This window comes from Micromonospora sp. bgisy143 (assembly GCF_057708145.1).
The window spans coordinates 104,792-122,270 of sequence record NZ_JBYIRN010000006.1 but is presented as its reverse complement, the minus strand read 5'-3'; the positions used below and the strand labels follow the sequence as shown (position 1 = coordinate 122,270).

General features: G+C 74.3%; 19 protein-coding genes. 17 read left to right on the top strand and 2 right to left on the bottom strand.

The window, feature by feature from the left end; all coding sequences use genetic code 11:
* The first annotated feature begins 18 nt into the window (after positions 1 to 18).
* A complete protein-coding gene (locus tag AC3EN4_RS10895) occupies positions 19 to 1,182 on the top strand; it encodes an FAD-dependent oxidoreductase (protein ID WP_435205805.1) in 1,164 nt (387 codons plus the stop codon).
* Positions 1,183 to 1,326: 144 nt separating this feature from the next.
* On the opposite strand, the gene AC3EN4_RS10890 is transcribed toward AC3EN4_RS10895, so the two are convergent.
* A complete protein-coding gene (locus AC3EN4_RS10890) occupies positions 1,327 to 1,920 on the bottom strand; it encodes a dihydrofolate reductase family protein (protein ID WP_435205804.1) in 594 nt (197 codons plus the stop codon).
* A gap of 64 nt (positions 1,921 to 1,984) precedes the next feature.
* The gene (locus AC3EN4_RS10885; RefSeq protein WP_435205803.1) at positions 1,985 to 2,824 is read right to left on the bottom strand and encodes a helix-turn-helix domain-containing protein; all 840 of its coding nucleotides are present in this window, start codon (positions 2,822 to 2,824) and stop codon (positions 1,985 to 1,987) included.
* Between the two features lie 208 nt (positions 2,825 to 3,032).
* Between AC3EN4_RS10885 and AC3EN4_RS10880 the strand changes: the two genes are divergently transcribed.
* The 16 genes from AC3EN4_RS10880 to AC3EN4_RS10805 all read left to right on the top strand — a co-directional run bounded on the left by AC3EN4_RS10880 (position 3,033) and on the right by AC3EN4_RS10805 (position 17,459).
* Positions 3,033 to 3,842 (top strand): LppM family (lipo)protein, encoded by an 810-nt coding sequence (locus tag AC3EN4_RS10880; RefSeq protein ID WP_435205802.1) that lies wholly within the window; start codon positions 3,033 to 3,035, stop codon positions 3,840 to 3,842.
* 145 nt (positions 3,843 to 3,987) lie between these two features.
* A complete protein-coding gene (locus AC3EN4_RS10875) occupies positions 3,988 to 4,323 on the top strand; it encodes a hypothetical protein (protein ID WP_435205800.1) in 336 nt (111 codons plus the stop codon).
* A gap of 12 nt (positions 4,324 to 4,335) precedes the next feature.
* The gene (locus AC3EN4_RS10870; protein WP_435205799.1) at positions 4,336 to 4,944 is read left to right on the top strand and encodes a glycine zipper family protein; all 609 of its coding nucleotides are present in this window, start codon (positions 4,336 to 4,338) and stop codon (positions 4,942 to 4,944) included.
* Complete coding sequence (locus tag AC3EN4_RS10865; RefSeq protein WP_435205797.1) at positions 4,941 to 5,639, top strand: carboxypeptidase-like regulatory domain-containing protein; 699 nt, start codon at positions 4,941 to 4,943, stop codon at positions 5,637 to 5,639. Before AC3EN4_RS10870 ends, AC3EN4_RS10865 begins: the two co-directional genes overlap by 4 nt.
* Positions 5,640 to 5,663: 24 nt before the next feature.
* Positions 5,664 to 6,896 carry a phage tail sheath family protein gene (locus tag AC3EN4_RS10860; protein WP_435205796.1) on the top strand — a complete coding sequence of 411 codons (1,233 nt, stop codon included), beginning with the start codon at positions 5,664 to 5,666 and terminating at the stop codon, positions 6,894 to 6,896.
* Between the two features lies 1 nt (position 6,897).
* On the top strand, positions 6,898 to 7,380 hold the full coding sequence (locus AC3EN4_RS10855) for a phage tail protein (RefSeq protein WP_422740457.1): 483 nt from the start codon (positions 6,898 to 6,900) through the stop codon (positions 7,378 to 7,380).
* Entirely contained in the window at positions 7,355 to 8,698 is a 1,344-nt protein-coding gene (locus AC3EN4_RS10850) for a hypothetical protein (protein WP_435205795.1), read from the top strand. The genes AC3EN4_RS10855 and AC3EN4_RS10850 overlap by 26 nt, the downstream gene beginning before the upstream one ends.
* A complete protein-coding gene (locus tag AC3EN4_RS10845; protein ID WP_435205794.1) occupies positions 8,698 to 9,720 on the top strand; it encodes a CIS tube protein in 1,023 nt (340 codons plus the stop codon). The genes AC3EN4_RS10850 and AC3EN4_RS10845 overlap by 1 nt, the downstream gene beginning before the upstream one ends.
* Entirely contained in the window at positions 9,717 to 11,309 is a 1,593-nt protein-coding gene (locus AC3EN4_RS10840) for a contractile injection system protein, VgrG/Pvc8 family (protein ID WP_435205793.1), read from the top strand. The genes AC3EN4_RS10845 and AC3EN4_RS10840 overlap by 4 nt, the downstream gene beginning before the upstream one ends.
* Positions 11,309 to 11,647: a hypothetical protein gene (locus AC3EN4_RS10835; RefSeq protein WP_422740461.1), complete on the top strand. Its 339-nt coding sequence runs from the start codon at positions 11,309 to 11,311 to the stop codon at positions 11,645 to 11,647. The genes AC3EN4_RS10840 and AC3EN4_RS10835 overlap by 1 nt, the downstream gene beginning before the upstream one ends.
* Positions 11,644 to 12,075, top strand: coding sequence for a GPW/gp25 family protein (locus tag AC3EN4_RS10830; protein WP_422740462.1), 432 nt, complete (start codon positions 11,644 to 11,646; stop codon positions 12,073 to 12,075). Before AC3EN4_RS10835 ends, AC3EN4_RS10830 begins: the two co-directional genes overlap by 4 nt.
* The gene (locus tag AC3EN4_RS10825) at positions 12,072 to 14,720 is read left to right on the top strand and encodes a putative baseplate assembly protein (RefSeq protein ID WP_435205792.1); all 2,649 of its coding nucleotides are present in this window, start codon (positions 12,072 to 12,074) and stop codon (positions 14,718 to 14,720) included. The genes AC3EN4_RS10830 and AC3EN4_RS10825 overlap by 4 nt, the downstream gene beginning before the upstream one ends.
* Positions 14,701 to 15,246 (top strand): phage tail protein, encoded by a 546-nt coding sequence (locus tag AC3EN4_RS10820; RefSeq protein ID WP_435205791.1) that lies wholly within the window; start codon positions 14,701 to 14,703, stop codon positions 15,244 to 15,246. The genes AC3EN4_RS10825 and AC3EN4_RS10820 overlap by 20 nt, the downstream gene beginning before the upstream one ends.
* Before the next feature lie 9 nt (positions 15,247 to 15,255).
* Positions 15,256 to 16,188 carry a carbohydrate-binding protein gene (locus AC3EN4_RS10815; RefSeq protein WP_435205790.1) on the top strand — a complete coding sequence of 311 codons (933 nt, stop codon included), beginning with the start codon at positions 15,256 to 15,258 and terminating at the stop codon, positions 16,186 to 16,188.
* On the top strand, positions 16,185 to 16,643 hold the full coding sequence (locus AC3EN4_RS10810) for a hypothetical protein (protein WP_422740466.1): 459 nt from the start codon (positions 16,185 to 16,187) through the stop codon (positions 16,641 to 16,643). Before AC3EN4_RS10815 ends, AC3EN4_RS10810 begins: the two co-directional genes overlap by 4 nt.
* Before the next feature lie 45 nt (positions 16,644 to 16,688).
* Complete coding sequence (locus tag AC3EN4_RS10805; RefSeq protein WP_422740467.1) at positions 16,689 to 17,459, top strand: hypothetical protein; 771 nt, start codon at positions 16,689 to 16,691, stop codon at positions 17,457 to 17,459.
* The last annotated feature ends 20 nt before the right edge of the window (positions 17,460 to 17,479 follow it).

Sequence of the window (17,479 nt, the reverse complement as noted above, 5' to 3'; positions counted from 1 at the left end):
TGTAGAAGGGCGGACGACATGAGCGACTCGCACGCGGTGGTGGTCGGCGGCGGCATCGGCGGGCTGAGCGCGGCGCTCGCCCTGCACCGGCGCGGCTGGCGGGTCACCGTCCTGGAACGCGCCGCCGAACTGCGCGAGGTCGGCGCCGGGCTGACCCTGATGGCCAACTCGCTGCGCGCGCTGGACACCCTCGGCCTGAGCCCGGCGCTGCGGTCCAGCGTGCACGCCGAGGCCCCCGGCGGGATCCGCGACCGGCACGGCCGATGGCTGTCCCGGATGGACGCGGCGGAGATGGCCCGACAGCTCGGCACCACCGCGCTCGGCATCCACCGGGCCACCCTGCACCGCATCCTGCGCGAGGCGCTGCCCGCGACGTCGCTGCACACCGGAGCCGAGGTCGAGCACGTCGAGACCGAGGCCGACCGCGCCACGGTGCGCTACCACGGTCCAGACGGCCCACAAACGCTCGACGCCGACCTGATCGTCGGCGCCGACGGCCTGCACAGCCGCCTGCGCGCCCAACTCTGGCCGGAGACCCCGGCCCCGGTCTACGCCGGCTCGACGGCCTGGCGGGCGGCCATCGCCTTCCCCGACCCGGTCCCGACCGCGATCACCTGGGGCCCGGCCGCCGAGTTCGGCATGGTGCCGCTCGGCGCGGGCCAGGTCTACTGGTACGCGGCACGCAACGCCCCACCCGGTGGCCAGGCCCCCGACGAACAGGCAGCCGTACGGGAGCACTTCGGCGCCTGGCATGCCCCCATCCCCGCGTTGCTGGCGGCCACCCCACCCGAGGCGGTGCTGCGCAACGACATCCACCATCTGGCCACTCCACTGCCGTCGTACGTGCGGGGCCGGGTGGCGCTGCTCGGCGACGCGGCGCACGCGATGACGCCGAACCTCGGGCAGGGCGCCGGCCAGGCGATCGAGGACGCCGTCGTGCTCGGCGTGGCCTGCTCGGGCGGGGCGCGGGGGTTGCCGGCCGCCCTGGCGGCGTACGACCAGCAGCGCCGCCCGCGCAGCCAGGCCATCGCGCGAGCCTCGCTGCGCGCCGGTCGGTACGGCCAGCAACTGCGCAACCCGCTCGCCTTGGCCGTACGCGACGCCGCGCTGCGACTGATCCCGGCCAGCGCCGTCCTGCGCGGCATGACCCGGCAGGTCGACTGGCGACCACCGGTAGGCTGAGCGGGCGACCGCTCGACCCATCACGGCGAGCCACGATCAGGCAGAGACAGCGACCGCAATCCCTGGCCCACACCTTCGGTCGACTACGGCGTGTGGCAGCGCACCGAACCGCAACGGTCCCGCCGGCTCACCGGATGCTGGTCGCTACGGTCGGTCCGCGCGGCGCACCCGGTAGCGCAGGTGCAGCACCCGGTCGCCCTGGATCACCACGTCCGGGTCCTCCAGCAGGTGCTGGGCGTCGACCGACCCGAAGTAGCGCTTGCCGGAACCGAACACCACGGGTACGACGTCCATCCGCACCTCGTCGACCAGACCCGCGGCGAGCGCCTGGCCACCGACGTCGCCGGCGGCGACCTCGACGATGCGGTCACCCGCGAGCTCCTGCGCCTTGGCCACGGCCGCCTCGACGCCGTCGACGAAGTGGAACGGCGCCTCGGGGTTCCAGCCCTCGGGCGCCGGACGATGCGTCACGACGACCACATGCTCGATCCCGCTCGGCGGTTCGCCGCCCCAGCCGTCGGTCAGGTCGAAGACGTGGCGGCCCACGACGGTCACCCCGATCCGGTCCCAGTGCGGCCTGGTGTAGTCGTAGGACGTCTGGGACACCCTCAGCACGCCGCTGTCGTCCAACGGCACGTCACCGCTGGTCAACCAGTCGAACAGCGGCCCGGGCTGGTCCTTGTCGTCCGCGACGAACCCGTCCACCGACACCGAGCTGTACAGGACCACCGCGCCCACCGGGCCTCCTCCGCCTTGGGTGCCCTCACGGTAGCGGGCCGAGAGCCGCCGGTCTTGTACGAAATCAATCGGCCGGCAGCGGCCAACCGTCCAGCGTGTGGCCGGGATGTTCGCGCAGGAACCGCCGCCGGACGTCGAGGTACCGCGTCGGCGTGAGCCCGGTGAACGCCCGGAACTCGTGGCCGAAGTGGGCCTGGTCGAAGTAACCCGCGCCACCGGCGACCTCTCCCCAGTCGACCGGGCCGGCGGGGTCGATGGCGAACACGGCGGCGGCGAAGCGGTAGGTACGGGCCAGCCGCTTCGGCGTGACGCCGACGAGTTCCTTGAACCGCTGTGCGAGATGGGTGCCGCTGACGCCGGCCGACGCGCTCAGGTCGCCGATCGCCACCACCCCGCCGGTGGCCTCGAGGACGCCGCTCGTGTGGCGCACCAGCCCCAGGCCGGCGCGGTCGCACAGCCGCCGCAGCAACTCGTGCTCGAGCAGCGTCAGCATCTCCTGCGGTCCGTCGGCCGAGGCCAAGCGGTCGCGCAGCTCGGCAGTCGCGGGCCGGCCCCACACCTGCTCGACCGTCACCGGCCGGTCACACAGCTCCGCCGCGGGCATCGGCAGGAACGACGCCGGCCCCCACGGTTTGAAGTGCACGCCGACGGACCGGGTCCAGCGTGGATAGCCGAACTCCACGGCGCGGGTGGGCGTGCTGACCACGCAACCGTCGGCGTACTCGACGGCCTCGGTGTCGGTGCCGGCGCGGATGCGGAACGGCGCCCCGAGGTTGAGCACGAGGAACGCCGCCGGCATCGGCGGCAGCGTCAGCCGGGCGTACGGCGACGTGCCCTCCAAGTAGTAGAGGTCGTCGATCAGCCCGTCCAGCGGCGGCTGCGGCACTCTGGACACGTACTGCACGTCCACAGCATCGCCGACGCCCCGCCGGCGCCGCGCTCCGGGATGCGGTTCCGAGGCGGCGGACGTGGACCGGCCGCAAAATTCCAGTCTATTCTTCGGGACCGCTGCCGACCTCGGCCGGATACGACAGAGTGCCGGTACAATCGGCGACTGCCTTGTGACCAATCGCTGACTGCCCGTGGTGAATTGGATCACACACACTGAGCGCATGAACAGGAGCGTCAACCGCGGCAGGGCACTCCGCGTGGCGGTGTGTCTCCTTCTTCTCGCCGCGTTGAGCGGCTGCATGCAACTCAACATCGGCCTCACCGTGAACGCGGACGACACGGTCGACGGGCAGTTGCTGCTGACGGCCCAGAAGTCCCTGCTGAGCTCCCGGAACAAGAACATCCCGGCCGCCTTCGCCGAGCTGCGGCAGAACATTCCGGCGTTGCCTCCGGGCGAGGAGACCGGCTACGAGGACGGCAAGCTCTTCGGCACCCAGATCAATTACCGCAAGGCGTCGCTGGCGAGCTTCGACAGCGAGAGCCTCAAACTGGTCCGCGACGGCGACTTCTACCGTTTCACGTTACCGCTGGACCCGAACAAATACGGCGGGAAAATCGCCCAGCAGAATCCTCAACAGCAGCAGGCATTCCTCAAGCTGATGTCGTTCGAGATCTCGGTGACGTTTCCCGGACGGGTGATCGACACCAATGGCACCGTCAACGGCCGATCGGTCACCTGGAAGGTCGACGCCAACCAGGACAAGCCCCTCGAACTGCGCGCCGTCGCCGAGGCGCCGGCCCGCCCCTCGACCACACCGGCCGCCGCCGACAGCGACTCGGGCGGTCTCGGTTGGCCGCTGGTCGTCGGCGGCGTACTCCTGCTGCTGGTGCTCGCCGCGGTGGTCGTACTCCTGCTGCTGCGTCGCCGTCGCCCGACGGCGCCGGCGGCAACCGGTCCGGCCGCGCCCGACCCGACCCCGCCCGACCCGACCCCGCCGGGGCCGCCCGCCGGCGCGCCCGGGCCCGGCTGATCCATCCGGTGGCCGGCGCACACCGGCCACGTCCCGGCCCCGGCCGCCCCGCGACGGCGACCGGCGTCGGTGCTCCCCGAGCGGAGCGCCGGCCGCACCACCACCACATCCCCGGTCGCACCATCGCAGAAAAGGGGGGATCGCCGTGAACGATCTCTTCACCTGGGCAGCTCTGGGCAGCCTCGCCGGCGCGAGCGCCGCCACCCTGCTGGCCACCAACGTCATCGGCGGCCTGATCGGCCCGAGCGGCGACAAGCTCCGCAAGTGGATCGCCATCGCCATCGCGCTGCTGCTGTCCTACGTGTCGGCGGCGTTCGCCGACGACGTCGGCGCCGAGAAGTGGGTCATCGCGTTCTTCAACGCGCTGGTGATCTTCTCGGCCGCGCTCGGCGTCAACCAGTTCCCGCCCGGCAACCGGCAGGCGACACCCACCCAGCTCGCGAGCGGTCGTGAGCCCCGCGTCTTCCGCTCCTGGGTCTGAGGGGATGCCGTCATGATCTTCGGAATCCTCAGCGCGGTGATCCAGATGGCCGTCGGCGCGGTCCTCGGCCTCCTGGCCGGCGGCCCGATCGGTCTGCTCGTCGGGGCCGTCGTGGGCCTGCTGGTCGGCGCGGTGTTCGGCTGGGCGGTCACCTCCGCCGGGGTGTACGCCCCGGACGCCCGCGGCATTCTCCTCTTCGTCGTCGACCACACCTGGAGCCTGCTCAACACGGTGGTCGGGGCCGTCTACCTCACCGTGCACCTCGTCTTCGGGCACTCGCTGGACCGGCCCACGTCGGCCGCCAGCGGCCGGGTCTGCGTGGTGGAGGGGGTCTCCCCGCGCTACGCCACCACCATCGGCACCGTCTGCGCCGGCGCCACCTCCGGCATCCAGCGCCACGAGGACGTGCACATCTTCCAGGCGCGGCTGCTCGGGCCGCTCTACATCCCGCTGGTGCTGGCGAACTACGTGCTCTTCACCGTCGCGCCGGTCTGGCTGCTCTACCACGACCACACCAACGCGCCGATCAACCGGTTCACCCGCTACTTCGAGATCGGCGTCTACCCGCACGTCTGGAACGAGGCCATCGCGTACCGCATCCAGGGGACGCCGCCGCGATGACCGTCGACGGGCGCGGACCGATCGAGACAGCCACCGCGGAGCTGGTCGAATGGCTGACCGGCGCGGCGGGGGAACCCGTCCCGATCGGTCCACCCCGGACGGACGCCGACGCCGCCGGGCTGACCCTGTGGCCCCTCGAACTGCGCCCCGCCCAGCAGACCCGCTCCAGCGGCGCGGTCCGCGAGCCGTACCGGTTCGCGGTCCGCTACCTGCTCTGCGTGGCCGGCCCGGCCGGGCTCGCCGCGCTGGACCGGGTGCTCGCCGCCGCGACCCGCGACGGCCGCTACCCGGTGGTGCTGGACGCCGGCGCGCCGGCGCTGTGGAGCGCGCTGGACGCCGCGCCCCGCCCGGCGCTGCTGATCGACGTACCGGCTCAGGTGGACCACCCGACACCGGCCGCGCCGCCGGTGCTGCGACCGCTGCGGCTGCGTCAGGTCGCGGTCCGCGCCCTCGCCGGCCGGGTCGTCGGCCCGCAGGACCAGCCGCTCGCCGCCATGCGCGTCGAGGTGCCCGGCACGGCGTCCGCGACCCGCACCGGGCCGGACGGCCGCTTCCTGATCGCCGGGGTGCCGCACGACCCCGAACACCCCGGTCCGGTACGGCTGCGGCTCAGCGGTCGCGGACTCGTGCTCACCGCCGACGTGGACGCGGACGACGACGACATCGTCATCGTCTGCGCGCCACCGACCCACTGACGCCCACCCCGCACAGGAGGACCGATGCCCAGCTACTTCTCCCCCGGCATCTACGTCGAGGAGGTCCCCAGCGGCGCCCGACCGATCGGACCGGTGAGCACCAGCATCGCCGCGTTCGTCGGCGTCGCCCCGAACCGCGGCGCCCACCTGGGCAAGGCCGTACCGGTCAACAACTGGACCGAGTTCCTGCGACTCTTCGCCGACGGCGACCAGGTCGAGAGCACCCCCCTCGCGCGAGCGGTCTTCGGTTTCCTGGACAACGGGGGCGCGCGCTGCTGGGTCGTCAACGTCGGCGAGGGCGGCGCGATCACCGGCACCGGCAAGCAACGCGGCGGCCTGCAACTGCTGGAGGCCGTCGACGAGATCTCCATCATCGCCGCCCCCGGCTTTCACGACCCGGTGTCCCACGAGGCGCTGCTCAGCATGGCCGAGCGGACCCGGACCATGGTGGCGATCTGCGACCCGGCCCCGGACATCGACGACATCTCCGCGCTGACCCGGGTCGCCACCCCGTCGTCCGGGAAACCCCCGAAACCCGCCGAGGGTGGCGGCCCGGCGCAGCCCGGCGGGTCCGGCGGTGGCGACGGGCCGGCGTACCGACCCCGGCAGTCCGAGTTCGCCGCGTTCTACTACCCCTGGGTGCAGGTCCGCGACCCGATCAGCGGGGAGCTGGAGCTCACCCCGCCGAGCGGGCACCTGGCCGGCATCTGGGCCCGCACCGACGCCCTGCGCGGCGTGCACAAGGCGCCGGCCAACGAACCGGTCCGGGGCGCCGTCGACCTCGGCTACCGCGTCACCCGCCCCGAGCACGACGTGCTCAACCCCAAGGGCGTCAACGTGATCCGCTACTTCGCCGGCGAGGGCATCCGCGTCTGGGGCGCCCGTACGCTCGCCGCCGAGGCCAGCGAGTGGCGCTACCTGAACGTCCGGCGACTCAGCATCGCCATCGAACAGGCCATCGCCAACGGCACCCGGTGGATGGTCTTCGAACCGAACGACTTCACCCTCTGGCGCTCGATCCGACGCGACATCGGGGCGTTCCTCACCCGCGTCTGGCGCGACGGCGCGCTGCTCGGGCGCAGCCCCGAGGAGGCGTTCTTCGTCAAGTGCGACGAGGAGACCAACCCGCCGGACGTCCGGGACGCCGGCATGGTGATCGCCCACATCGGCATCGCCGTCGTCAAGCCCGCCGAATTCGTGGTGTTCAAGCTCAGCCAGTGGGCCGGCGGCACCGAGACCGAGACGATCGGAGGCTGACATGGCCACCCCCGCCACCCCGCAGCCCGGCGCGCCCGTCGACCCGTACCGGGCGTACAACTTCCGGCTGCTCATCAACGGCGTCACCAACGGCCACTTCACCGAGATGAGCGGGCTGGAGGTGAACATCCCCGGACAGCCGTACCGGGAGCACGGCCCCGGACCGACGCGGATCGTCCCTGGCCAGGCCGAGTACGAGCCGGTGACCCTGCACTTCGGCCTCACCGCGTCGCGTGAGCTGTGGGACTGGGTGAACGCCACCGCCAAGGGCACCCTCAACCGCCGCAACGTCTCGGTGGTGCTGCTGGACGCGGCGGGCACCGCCGAGGTGCTGCGCTGGAACCTGATCGACGCGTGGCCCACCCGGTGGCGCGGGGCGCACCTCAACACGGTGAGCCACGAGATCGCCATCGCGTCGCTGACGCTGCGCTACGAGGGCCTCGAACTGGAGGCCGGCGGTGCCGCCGCGCCGACGCCCGCGTAGCTGGCTGGCCGGTCGCCTCCGCGCGGCGGCCGGCGCGGTGCAGCGCCTCGCCGGACGCGTCGACAACCCGGCCGCCGAGCCGGCACGTCCGGCGGACGTGCCACGTCGTCTCGGCGAGCCGCCGCAGCACTGGGTGGACCTGGTCGCCGCGCACGCCCCCGGTCTGCTCCGCGAGCTGGACCTCGACCAGGCCGCGCCGGCCCGGGACGAGACTCCGCCGGGCGCGGCCCCGGAACGACGGCCGGACCGCACCGACAGTCCGGGCGGCCCAGTCGACCCGCTCGGCCCGGTCGGTCCGGCGTCCCGGCACCGCGCGGGCCGGACCGACCGGCCGGCTGCCGCCGCTCACCGCCGGTCCGGCGACCCGCACCCGCACGCCCGGTCGGGCGGCGCCGGTGCGCAGGCCCAGCCCGATCCCCGGACCGCCGGTCCCGGACGCCCGGACGGCGGGTCCGAACGACGGCTTCCAGTCCTTCGACCAGCGGCCCCGGTCGGCTCGGAGCCGTCGAGCGGGACGACTCGCTCCTCCGGCTCTACGGCGGCGAACGGGCGGGACAGTTCGGCGAGCGGTGGCCGGCCGTTCCGAATGCCCGGTGTCGCCCACCCCGGGACGGCGACGTCCAGCCCGGCCACCCGAGACCGAGGTGAACAGACCGCGACAGACCTGCCCCCCACACCCGGCGAGACCGTGCCGGGTCCCCACCACGAGGGCGGACGTCCGGCCCGATCCACTCTGGACGTGACGGCGACGCGGCCCGCGCGCGGCGACGGGAGGATGGGCGGATCATCCTGGCCCGCCCTGCCGGGCGAGCCGGCCAGGCAGGGCCGGCCCGGCGAGGAGCCCGTCCGGTCGCACCCCGACCGGCATCCCGAGCAGCACGGCCGGCAGCGCCCCGAACTGCAGGCCGACCGGGAGCGAGTCGCCGACCACCACCCCCACGACTCCTCCGGCCAGTTGCCGGAGCAGCACGCCCGGCGGCTCCCTGACCAGCAGCGGACGGACCGGTATCGGGGGCCGGCGGAGGCCCTGCCGCACCACGCCCGGCCAGACCGCGACCGGCACGCCGGTGTGCGGTTCGGGCAGCGCGGCGGCGAGGTCGGGTGGTGGGACGGTCCACCGGCGTACGGGACGGACGTGACCGAGGTCGACGACGGCGGGCGGTGGCCGGTGGACGCGGCGTTCCCGTCGGCCCCCGGCCGGCCCGGCGTGGACCCGTGGCCGGCGCTTCCGGACGACGGACCGCTGTGGACGGTGCCCGGCACGGCGCTGGACGCGGACCACGAGCGCCGGCTCGACCGGGAGCAGGCGGGCGGCTGATGGAACGCGTCGCCTTCCTCGTCGACTCCACCGGGGAGCGGGTGGACTGCCTGCTCAACCCGGAGACCGTGCAGGTGACCCGGCTCGCCGGCGTACGCCACCGGGGTGCGGGCGCCGCGCAGCTCACCGGTTCCGGACTGGCCGACGACCCGCTGGTCTTCACCGGCGGCGGCCGCACCGAACTGGTGCTGGACCTGCTCTTCGACGTCGACTTCGTCCAGGCCCAGGCCCGACCCACCGACGTACGGATGCTGACCCGGCCGCTGTGGATGCTGGCGGAGAACTCCGCCGCCGAGCACGGCTGGCTGCGTCCGCCGCTGGTCCGGCTGGTCTGGGGCAAGACGTGGAACGTGCCGGGCGTGATCGTGGCGGTGGCCGAGCGGTTCGACGCGTTCACCGGCACCGGTTCGCCACGGCGCTCCTGGCTGCGGCTGAAGCTGGTGCGGGCCGCCGAGACCGCCGACCAGGCGCAGGCCGGTTTCGCCGAGGAGCTGGCCGCGGCGAGCACACCGGCCGCCGCGCCGGGCAGCGCCGTGGTCGCGGCCGGCGACGGCGCCACCGAGCCGGGCCACGCCGGGGTGCGTTTCGACCTGCTGGCCAACGACGCGCTCGGGTCGCCGCTGCGGTGGCGGCTGCTGGCCGAACACAACCGGATCACCGACCCGCTCGCGGTGCCGGCCGGTACGACCCTCGCGGTTCCCCCGGTCGACGCGGGCGGCCCGGAGTCCACGCTCGGCACGACCGCGCGGGCGCGCGGGTCGTTCGTGGACGCCACCGTCGCCACCGCCGCGAGCTGGGCCGCCTCGATCGCGGCCGCGACCTGGCCCGGCCCGGCCGGAACGGCCGCCGCGAGCGGGGCCGGCCCAGCCGAGACGGCCGCCGCGACCTGGCCCGGCCCGACCGCGAGCGGGTCCGGCCCCGCCGGAACGGCCGCCGCGACCTGGCCCGGCCCGACCGGACCGGCCGCCGCGAGCGGGACCGCGTCGAGCGGCGGCGTAGCCGGCCCGGGGGGTACGCCGTGACCAGCGTCGCGCCCCGGGCGCTGACCGTCCTGCTGGACGGCGTCGAGCTGACCGCCGTGGCCCGCCAGCGGATCCGCTCGCTGCGGGTGGCCGCCCGGCTCGACCAGCCGACCCAGGCCGAACTGGTGCTCGCTACCGGTGCCGGCGTCGCCGCCCTCGACCCCGCCGTACGCCCCGGCACGACCCTCGACGTGCGGCTCGCCGACCACGCCGACGCGCTGTTCGGCGGGGAGGTGACAGGTGTGGAGGTCGAGTACGCCGCCGACGGCGCGGCCGTGCTGCGGCTGCGGGCGTACGACGCGGTGCACCGGCTGCGCAAACGGCAGGAGCTGCGGGTCTTCACCTCGGTGACGGCCGCCGAGCTGGCCCGGGAGTTGTGCGGCGCGGTGGGGCTGAGCGTTACGGCCGAGGACGACGGCCCCCGGCTGGAACGGTTGGTGCAGCACCGGCACAGCGACCTGGAGCTGCTCTGCGAGGTCGCCGGGCGGGCCGGTCTGCACCTGGTCGCCGACGGCGAGGGCGTACGACTGGTCACCCTCGCCGGCTACGGCGAGCCGGTCCCGCTGACCCTCGGGGCGGGGGTGCACACCCTGCGGCTCGCCACGAACGCGGACCGGGCCGCCGGCGGGAGCGCCGCCCTGGGGTGGCACCCCCAGCGGGCCGAGCCGATCAGCCAGCGGGCCGACGAGGCACGGTGCGGCCGGCCGGCCGGTGACCGTCCCGACCCGGCGGACGTGGGTGCCGACGGGGTACGCACCGCCGTCGACCAGCCGGGGCGCAGCGACGACGAGGTGGCCGCGCTGGCCCAGGCGCGGCTCGACCTGCGCGCCGCCGCGTTGTGCACCGCCGAGGGGGTCACCGAGGGCGATCCGGCGCTGCGCCCGGGCCGGCGGATCGACCTGGCCGGGGTGCCCGACCCCCTCAGGGGGGCGTACGTGCTGACCGAGGTGGTGCACACCGTCGACGGCGACGGGCACCTCACCCGGTTCTCGACCGTCCCGCCGGCCGTGCCGCCCGCGACGGCCGGCGGCGCGGTCGTCACCCTCGGCACCGTGACCGACGTGGCCGACCCGGACGGGCTGGGCCGGGTCCGGCTGACCCTGCCCGCGTACGGGGACCTGGACGCCGGTTGGCTCGGCGTGCTCTGCCCCGGCGCGGGGCGCGGCAAGGGCCTGGTGGCGCTCCCCGACCCGGACGACACCGTGCTGGTGGTGCTGCCCGGCGGCGAACCGGTCGCGGGCATCGTGCTGGGTTCCCTGTTCGGGGCGGTAGAGCCGTACGACTCCGGCATCGACGACGGCCGGGCCCGGCGCTGGACGCTGCGTACGGCCGGCGGGCAGTCGATCGTCGTGGACGACGTCCAGCGCAGCCTGCGGCTCGGCACCGAGGGCGGCAGTTGGCTGGAACTCACCCCCGACCTGGCCACCCTGCACGCGGCGACCGACCTGGTGATCTCCGCGCCGGGGCGGGCCATGGTGGTCCGCGCCCGCAGCGTCGACTTCCTGCACGCCGAGGCGACCGAGGATCCGACCACCGCGGCGCAGCAGGCCCGTTCGCTCGCCCGCGCCCACCACGAAGGAGGCGGCTGATGCGGTGGATCCACCGCGACTCGGTGATCGTCTGTGACCACGACGGCCGGGTCGAGAACCGACCGTCGCAGCGCTGGGTGACCGTCACCGCCGTGCCGGTGCTGGTCGACGACGACCCGGAGGGACGGACGATCGTCGCCTGCCCGAACTACGGCCCGACCATCAAGCCCTGCGCGAAGACGCTGACCGTCCGCGTCGGCTACAGCGACTGGCTCCGCGTCGACGGGCACCGGGTGGTGCTGTCGCACCTCAAGGGGTTCACCGACGGCACCCCGCCCAACGCCGTGTACCACACCGTCCGCGACCCCCGGCAGCGCTTCCTGGGGGCGGACCGGTGAGGGCGTTCCGGTTCGTCGGGGCCGGCTTCGACGCCGGCCGGGGCGGTGGGTTGGCGGTCACCGCCGCCGGTGGCCTGGCCATGACCGAGGGCGACGAGAGCGTACGCCAGGCGCTGTTCCTGCTGTTGTCGACGACACCGGGCGAGCGGCTGATGCGACCCGGGTACGGCTCCCGGCTGCACCGGCTGATCTTCGCGCCCAACGACGACACCACGGCCGGGCTGGCGATCCACTACGTCCGGCAGGCCATCGCCCGCTGGGAACCCCGGGTCGAGGTCGTCGACGTCGACGCCGGACCGGATCCGGACGACCCGTGGCGACTGGTGATCCGGCTCGACTACCGGGTGCGGGCCAGCCTGACGCCCGGCCAGTTGGTGTTCTCCGTGGACCTGCTCCCCGCCGACGACGAACCGGGAGAATCGTCATGACGCTGCCCGTGCCGCACCTGGACGACCGCGGGTTCCTCGACCTGGTCACCGAGGCCCGTGAGCGCATCCGCCAGTCCTGCCCCGCCTGGACCGACCTGTCCGCGCACGACCCCGGTATGGCGCTGGTCGAGGCGTTCGCGCACCTGACCGAGGTGATGATCTACCGGCTGAACCAGTTGCCGGAGAAGGCGTACGTGCAGTTCCTGAACCTGCTCGGGGTGGCCCGGCACGCGCCCACCGCGGCCTGGGCGGACGTGGTGTTCACCCGCACCGGCACGGACACCTCGGCGGTGCGGATCCCGGCCGGGCTGCGGGTCGCGGCGGCGCGTGGCGCCGACCCCAGGCCCGTCGTGTTCGTCAGCACCGAGCCGGCGGCGCTGCCGGCCGGGGAGTCCTCGGTGACCGTGCGCATGCACCACTGCGAGCCGGTGGACGCGGAACTGCTGGGCGTCGGCACCGGCCAGCCGGGTCAGGTGCTGCGCGCGGCCCGCGCCCCCCTGGCGCACACCGGCGAGCCGCTGGACCTGCTGCTCGGGGTGGAGGTGCCGACCGGCTCGGTGGAGCTGGGGGCGGCGGCCCGCGAGCACGAGGGCCGCACGTTCGAGATCTGGCAGCCGGTGGACAGCTTCGCCGGGCTCGGCCCGCAGGCCAAGGCGTACCTGGTGGACCGCTGCTCGGGCACCGTCACCTTCGCCCCGGCGCTGGACCTGCGACCGCCCACCGGCGGCTCCGCCGGGCCGACGCCGGTGGCGGCCGTGCCGCCGGCCGGGCGGCAGGTCCGCCTCTGGTACCGGGCCGGCGGCGGTCCGGCCGGCAACGTCGCCGCCGGCACGCTGACCACCCTGCGCGATCCACTGCCGGGGGTACGCGTCGACAACCCCGCCCCGGCGGCCGGCGGCCGGGAGATGGAGGCCCTGGAGTCGGTGCTGCTCCGCGGCCCGTACGAGTTCTTCGCCCAGCAGCGCGCGGTCACCGCCCGCGACTTCGAGGTGCTCGCCACCGGCTCCGGCGCGGTGGCGCGGGCCCGCGCGTTCACCCGCTCGGCGGTCTACAGCTTCGCCCGCCCGGGTGAGGTCGAGGTGGTGCTGGTGCCGTACGTGCCGCCCGCGGCGCGCCCGGGCGGCCGGCTGCCGGTTTCGGTGCTGCGCGAGCACGAGGTGCCCGAGGCCCGGCACCGCGTCGAGGCGGACCTGGAACAGCGCCGGATGGTCGGTATCCGCTCGCGGGCCAGCTGGGCGCGGTTCAAGGCGGTGTCGGTGCGGGCCCGCGTGGTGGTGCGGCGGGAGGAGGACGTGGACGCGGTCCGGCGGCGCATCCACGACCGGCTGCACCAGACGCTCAGCCCGCTGCCCACCGCGCTGAACCCGGGCGGATGGCCGTTCGGTGAGCCGCTGCGGGCGTCAAACGTGTACCGGTTGTTGGAGCAGGCCGAGCCGGGCGTGCGGTACGTCGAGTCGGTGCGGTTCGTGGTCGACGAGGCGCCCGACGCCGACGTGCGCGCCCTCGCCGTCGACGCGTACCAGCCGCGCACCTGGTACGCCGGGCGCGGCCCGGTGCTGTTCCGGTCCAGCAACGCCGGCTCGGGTTGGGAGCCGGCCGGCCGGTTCGACGAGGAGACGGTGCTGCGGGTGGCACCCGCCCCCGCGCCGGTGCGGCCGGGCATCGTGGCCCGTCCCGGCTCGGTGGCCGTGGTGACGCTGCGCGCCTCCGGCGGCTCCCGGGTGCACCTGAGCACCGACCTGGGTGAGACCTGGTCACTGCTGGCCGACCTGGACTCGCGGATCTCCGACGTGGCGTGGCTGGACCGCGACGGCGCGGGAGCGCTGCTGGTGGCGACCGACACCGGGCTGTACGAGGTGTCGCTGCTGCCCGGCGCGGTGCCGTTGCAGATCCTGGTCGACCCGTCCGACGCCGACCGGGGCTTCTACGCCGTCCGCGCCTTCGTCTCCGAGCGTGGCGCGCCCGGTGTGGCGGTCGCGGCGCAGGCGAGTTTCGGGGTGTACCTGTCGACGGCCGGCGGCCGGCCCGGCAGCTTCGCGCACGTCGGGCTCGCCAACGTGGACAACCGGGTCCTCGCCGTGCAGTACGACGGGCCGGCCACGCTGCTGTGGAGTGGCGCGGGCGAGCCGGACCCGAAGAAACCCGGGCAGGGCTGCCACCGCACCCGACTGTTCGAGTCCGACGTCAAGTGGCAGTCGGTGCAGGCCGGCTGGCTCGGCGGCACCTGCCGGGATCTCGCGTTCGCCGGGCAGCAGGCGGTGGCCGCCACGCAGAGCGGCGGGGTGCTGCGGCTGGACACCCTGGCCGCCCAGCCGCAGTGGCAACCGGTCTCGGTCAACTGCGGGCTGCCGCTGCGCGACCGCACCCGGTTCGTGCCGGTGGACGCCGTCGCCGTGAGCGGCCCTGGCGCTGCGGGCGTCGGCGCGGGCGGTCCGGCGGCCTCCGGCGCGGGCGGCCCGGCGGCGGACCGGCTGGTGCTGGCCGGCGGCGAGCGCGGCGTCTACCGCAGTGCCGACGCGGTCACCTGGACCGCCAGCGCCAACCAGGCCACCGCCGACGTGGTGACCGTCCCGGACACGTGGCTGCTCTGCTCCGGCGAGCACGACATCGAGGTGGTGCGCCAGGATGCGACGCTCGGCGATTGAGCGGCTGCTGCCCGCCGCGTACCAGCGGGCGTGCGTGCCGGGCAGCGTGCTCTGGGCGCTGCTGGACGTGATGGAAGGGCTGCACGCCCCGGACGAGGCGATCCTCGCCGAGGTGGACGCCCTGTTCGACCCGTACCGGGCACCCGACGACATGGTCGTACGGCTGACCCGCTGGGTGGCCATGGACCACGTCGTGGCGTCGCACCGACCGGACGCGCCGCTACCCCTGCCGGTCGGGCGGCTGCGGGACCTGGTGGCCCACGGCGCGCTGCTGGCCCGCTGGCGCGGCACCCCGTACGGGATGCGCCGCGCCCTGGAGGTGGCCACCGGGGTGAGCGGCTTCGCCATCGACGAGCCCGACGAGAGGCCCTTCCACATCGTGGTGCGGGTGCCGGCGGCCGCCGCCGACCACCTCGCCGTGATCACCCGCATCGTCGAGGCGGAGAAACCCGCGGCGACCACCGCCGAGGTCGTCCTCGCCGCCTCGCCACCACCGGATCAGCCGACCCCGGCACCGTCCGCTTAAGGAGCCGTCATGACCACCGAATGGGCCGTCGCCGCCGCCGCGTCGCAGTTCACCCTGGACGCCGCCAACCACGGCGAGCTGACCTTCACCGTCTCCAACCCCGGCGTCGCGCCGGACACCGTCGTCTTCGACGTGGCGCCCGGCGAGGGCAGCCAGCGGGCCTGGTTCACGGTCACCGACCCGCAGCGGGTGGTGCCCGGGCCGGGATCGGTCTCGTTCCTGGTCCGCCTCGCGGTGCCGGCCGGCACCGCGCCGCGCCGCTACGACATGACCGGGTTCGCGTACTCGGCGAACACCGCGCCGGAGGAGAGTTCGCGCTCCAGCGGCCGGGTGACGTACGAGGTCCGGGCGGTCGCCGCGCCGAAGCGGACGCCCTGGCCGTGGATCGCCGCCGCGGCGGCGCTGGTGCTGGTGGTCGCCGGGGTGGTCGGCTACCTGCTCACCCGCTCCGACGGCCCACCGACGCCGGGCGCGCCACGGGTGGTGACCGTGGAGGCGGAGAGCCTGGTCGACGGCGCTCGGGTGGAGTCCCCGGCGAAGACCGCCGCGGCGGTCGGGGCACAGCCGAACTGCTGCGACGTGACCTGGTCGGGCGACGCGCAACTGTTCTTCACCGGCCTGGCGCCCGGCGACCGGGTGAGCGTCACCGTCGACCTGCCCGCCGACGCCGTGTGGCGGTTCTCCACCACGCGTACCACGAGCTTCGACTACGCCAACACCATCTGGCAGGTCGACGGCGTGCAGCTCGGCAGCACCTTCTTCGGCTTCACCCCGAAGGTCGTCCTGCAGGACTTCACCGACGTGGGCACCGTCCGCCTCGGCGCGGGCCGGCACACGCTCACCCTGGTCGCCGTCGGCAAGACGCAGGGCTTCGACAGGTACTTCGCGGGGGTGGACCAGATCCGCTTCACCGAGGTGACCGGGGCGGTCGCACAGCGATGAGCGGTCGGCAGAAGGTCGTCCTGGTGACCCTGGCGGTGCTGCTGGTGGCGTTCTTCGCGCTCGCCGTCGGCATCGGCGGCGGCGACCAGGGCCGCGCGGGCGATCGGCCGGGGTTCGTGCAGCGGTTGGGCCGGCTGGCCGGAGGAAGCGGCACGATCGACCCGGCGACCGTACAGGCGGACTGCGACCGTACCGGCGACGTGCTCGCCTTCGTCGGCGGTTGCGCGGTGCGGGTCGCCGACCCGGGTGAACTCCGGACGTTGGTGCTGCGCAGCGCGCGCCCGTTCGTGGTGACCGCGCCGGCGCCCGGCGACGCCGACCTCACCGTGCGCTCGAAGGTCGAGCCGGACGACGGCGGCGAGGCGGTCGCTCGGATCGCCGTCGACGACGCGGCCACGGTGCTGCTGGGCTGCCCGGGAGGTGTCGGATGCACGGTCACCGTCGCCGCCGAGTGACAGCCGGCCCCGGCAGCGCGCTTTTCGACCGTACGGAGGCCCGCCATGGGTGACCTGCGCAAGCCCTTCCTGCTGCTCGCGCTGGTCGCGGTCACGCTGGTGCTCCTCGTCGAGGTGGGATCGTCGCTGCTCACCGGCGGTGGCGACGCGACCGGCGCGCTGCTGGTCGGCGCGGCGGACCTCGGCGTGCAGGTGGACGCGGCCGGGGTCAGCGAACCGTCCGGCCGGGGCACCAGTTATCTCGCGCTGATCGACGCGGTGGCGGTGTGGACCACCGGCCTGTTCTGCCTGAGCCTGGTGGTGCCCGAGCGGGTGCAGGGTCGGATCCAGGGCGTCGCGACGCTGATCTTCTCGATCCTGCTCATCCTGGGCTCGCTCGTCCTGCTGATCATCGCGTTCGTGGAACTAATGATCATGGTGTCGCTGTTCCTGGCGGCGCCGTTCGGCACCCTGGCGTACCTGGCGCTGTGGGGCTTCTTCCCGGTGGGCGACGCGGCGGTGCTGCTCGGGCTGGCGCTGCTGCTCAAGCTCGTGTGGGCGGGGATGTTGGTGCTGGCCCAGCCCCGGTTCCTGCAGAACAAGGGCCTCGTCCTGCTGATCATCACCACCCTGCTGTGCACCGTCGTGCTGGAATTCCTGCACAACCTGGTGCCGGTGATCCTGGTGAGCATCGTCGACGACGTGGCGGCGCTGGTCTTCGCGATCATCGCCATCATCTGGGGCCTGGTGCTGCTGATCGGCTCGATCCCGGCGATAGTCAAGGCCATCCGTGTCACCGCCGCCGCCGTACCCGCCGCCCTACCCGGTCGATCATGAAGTTATTGTCACCGCGCCCG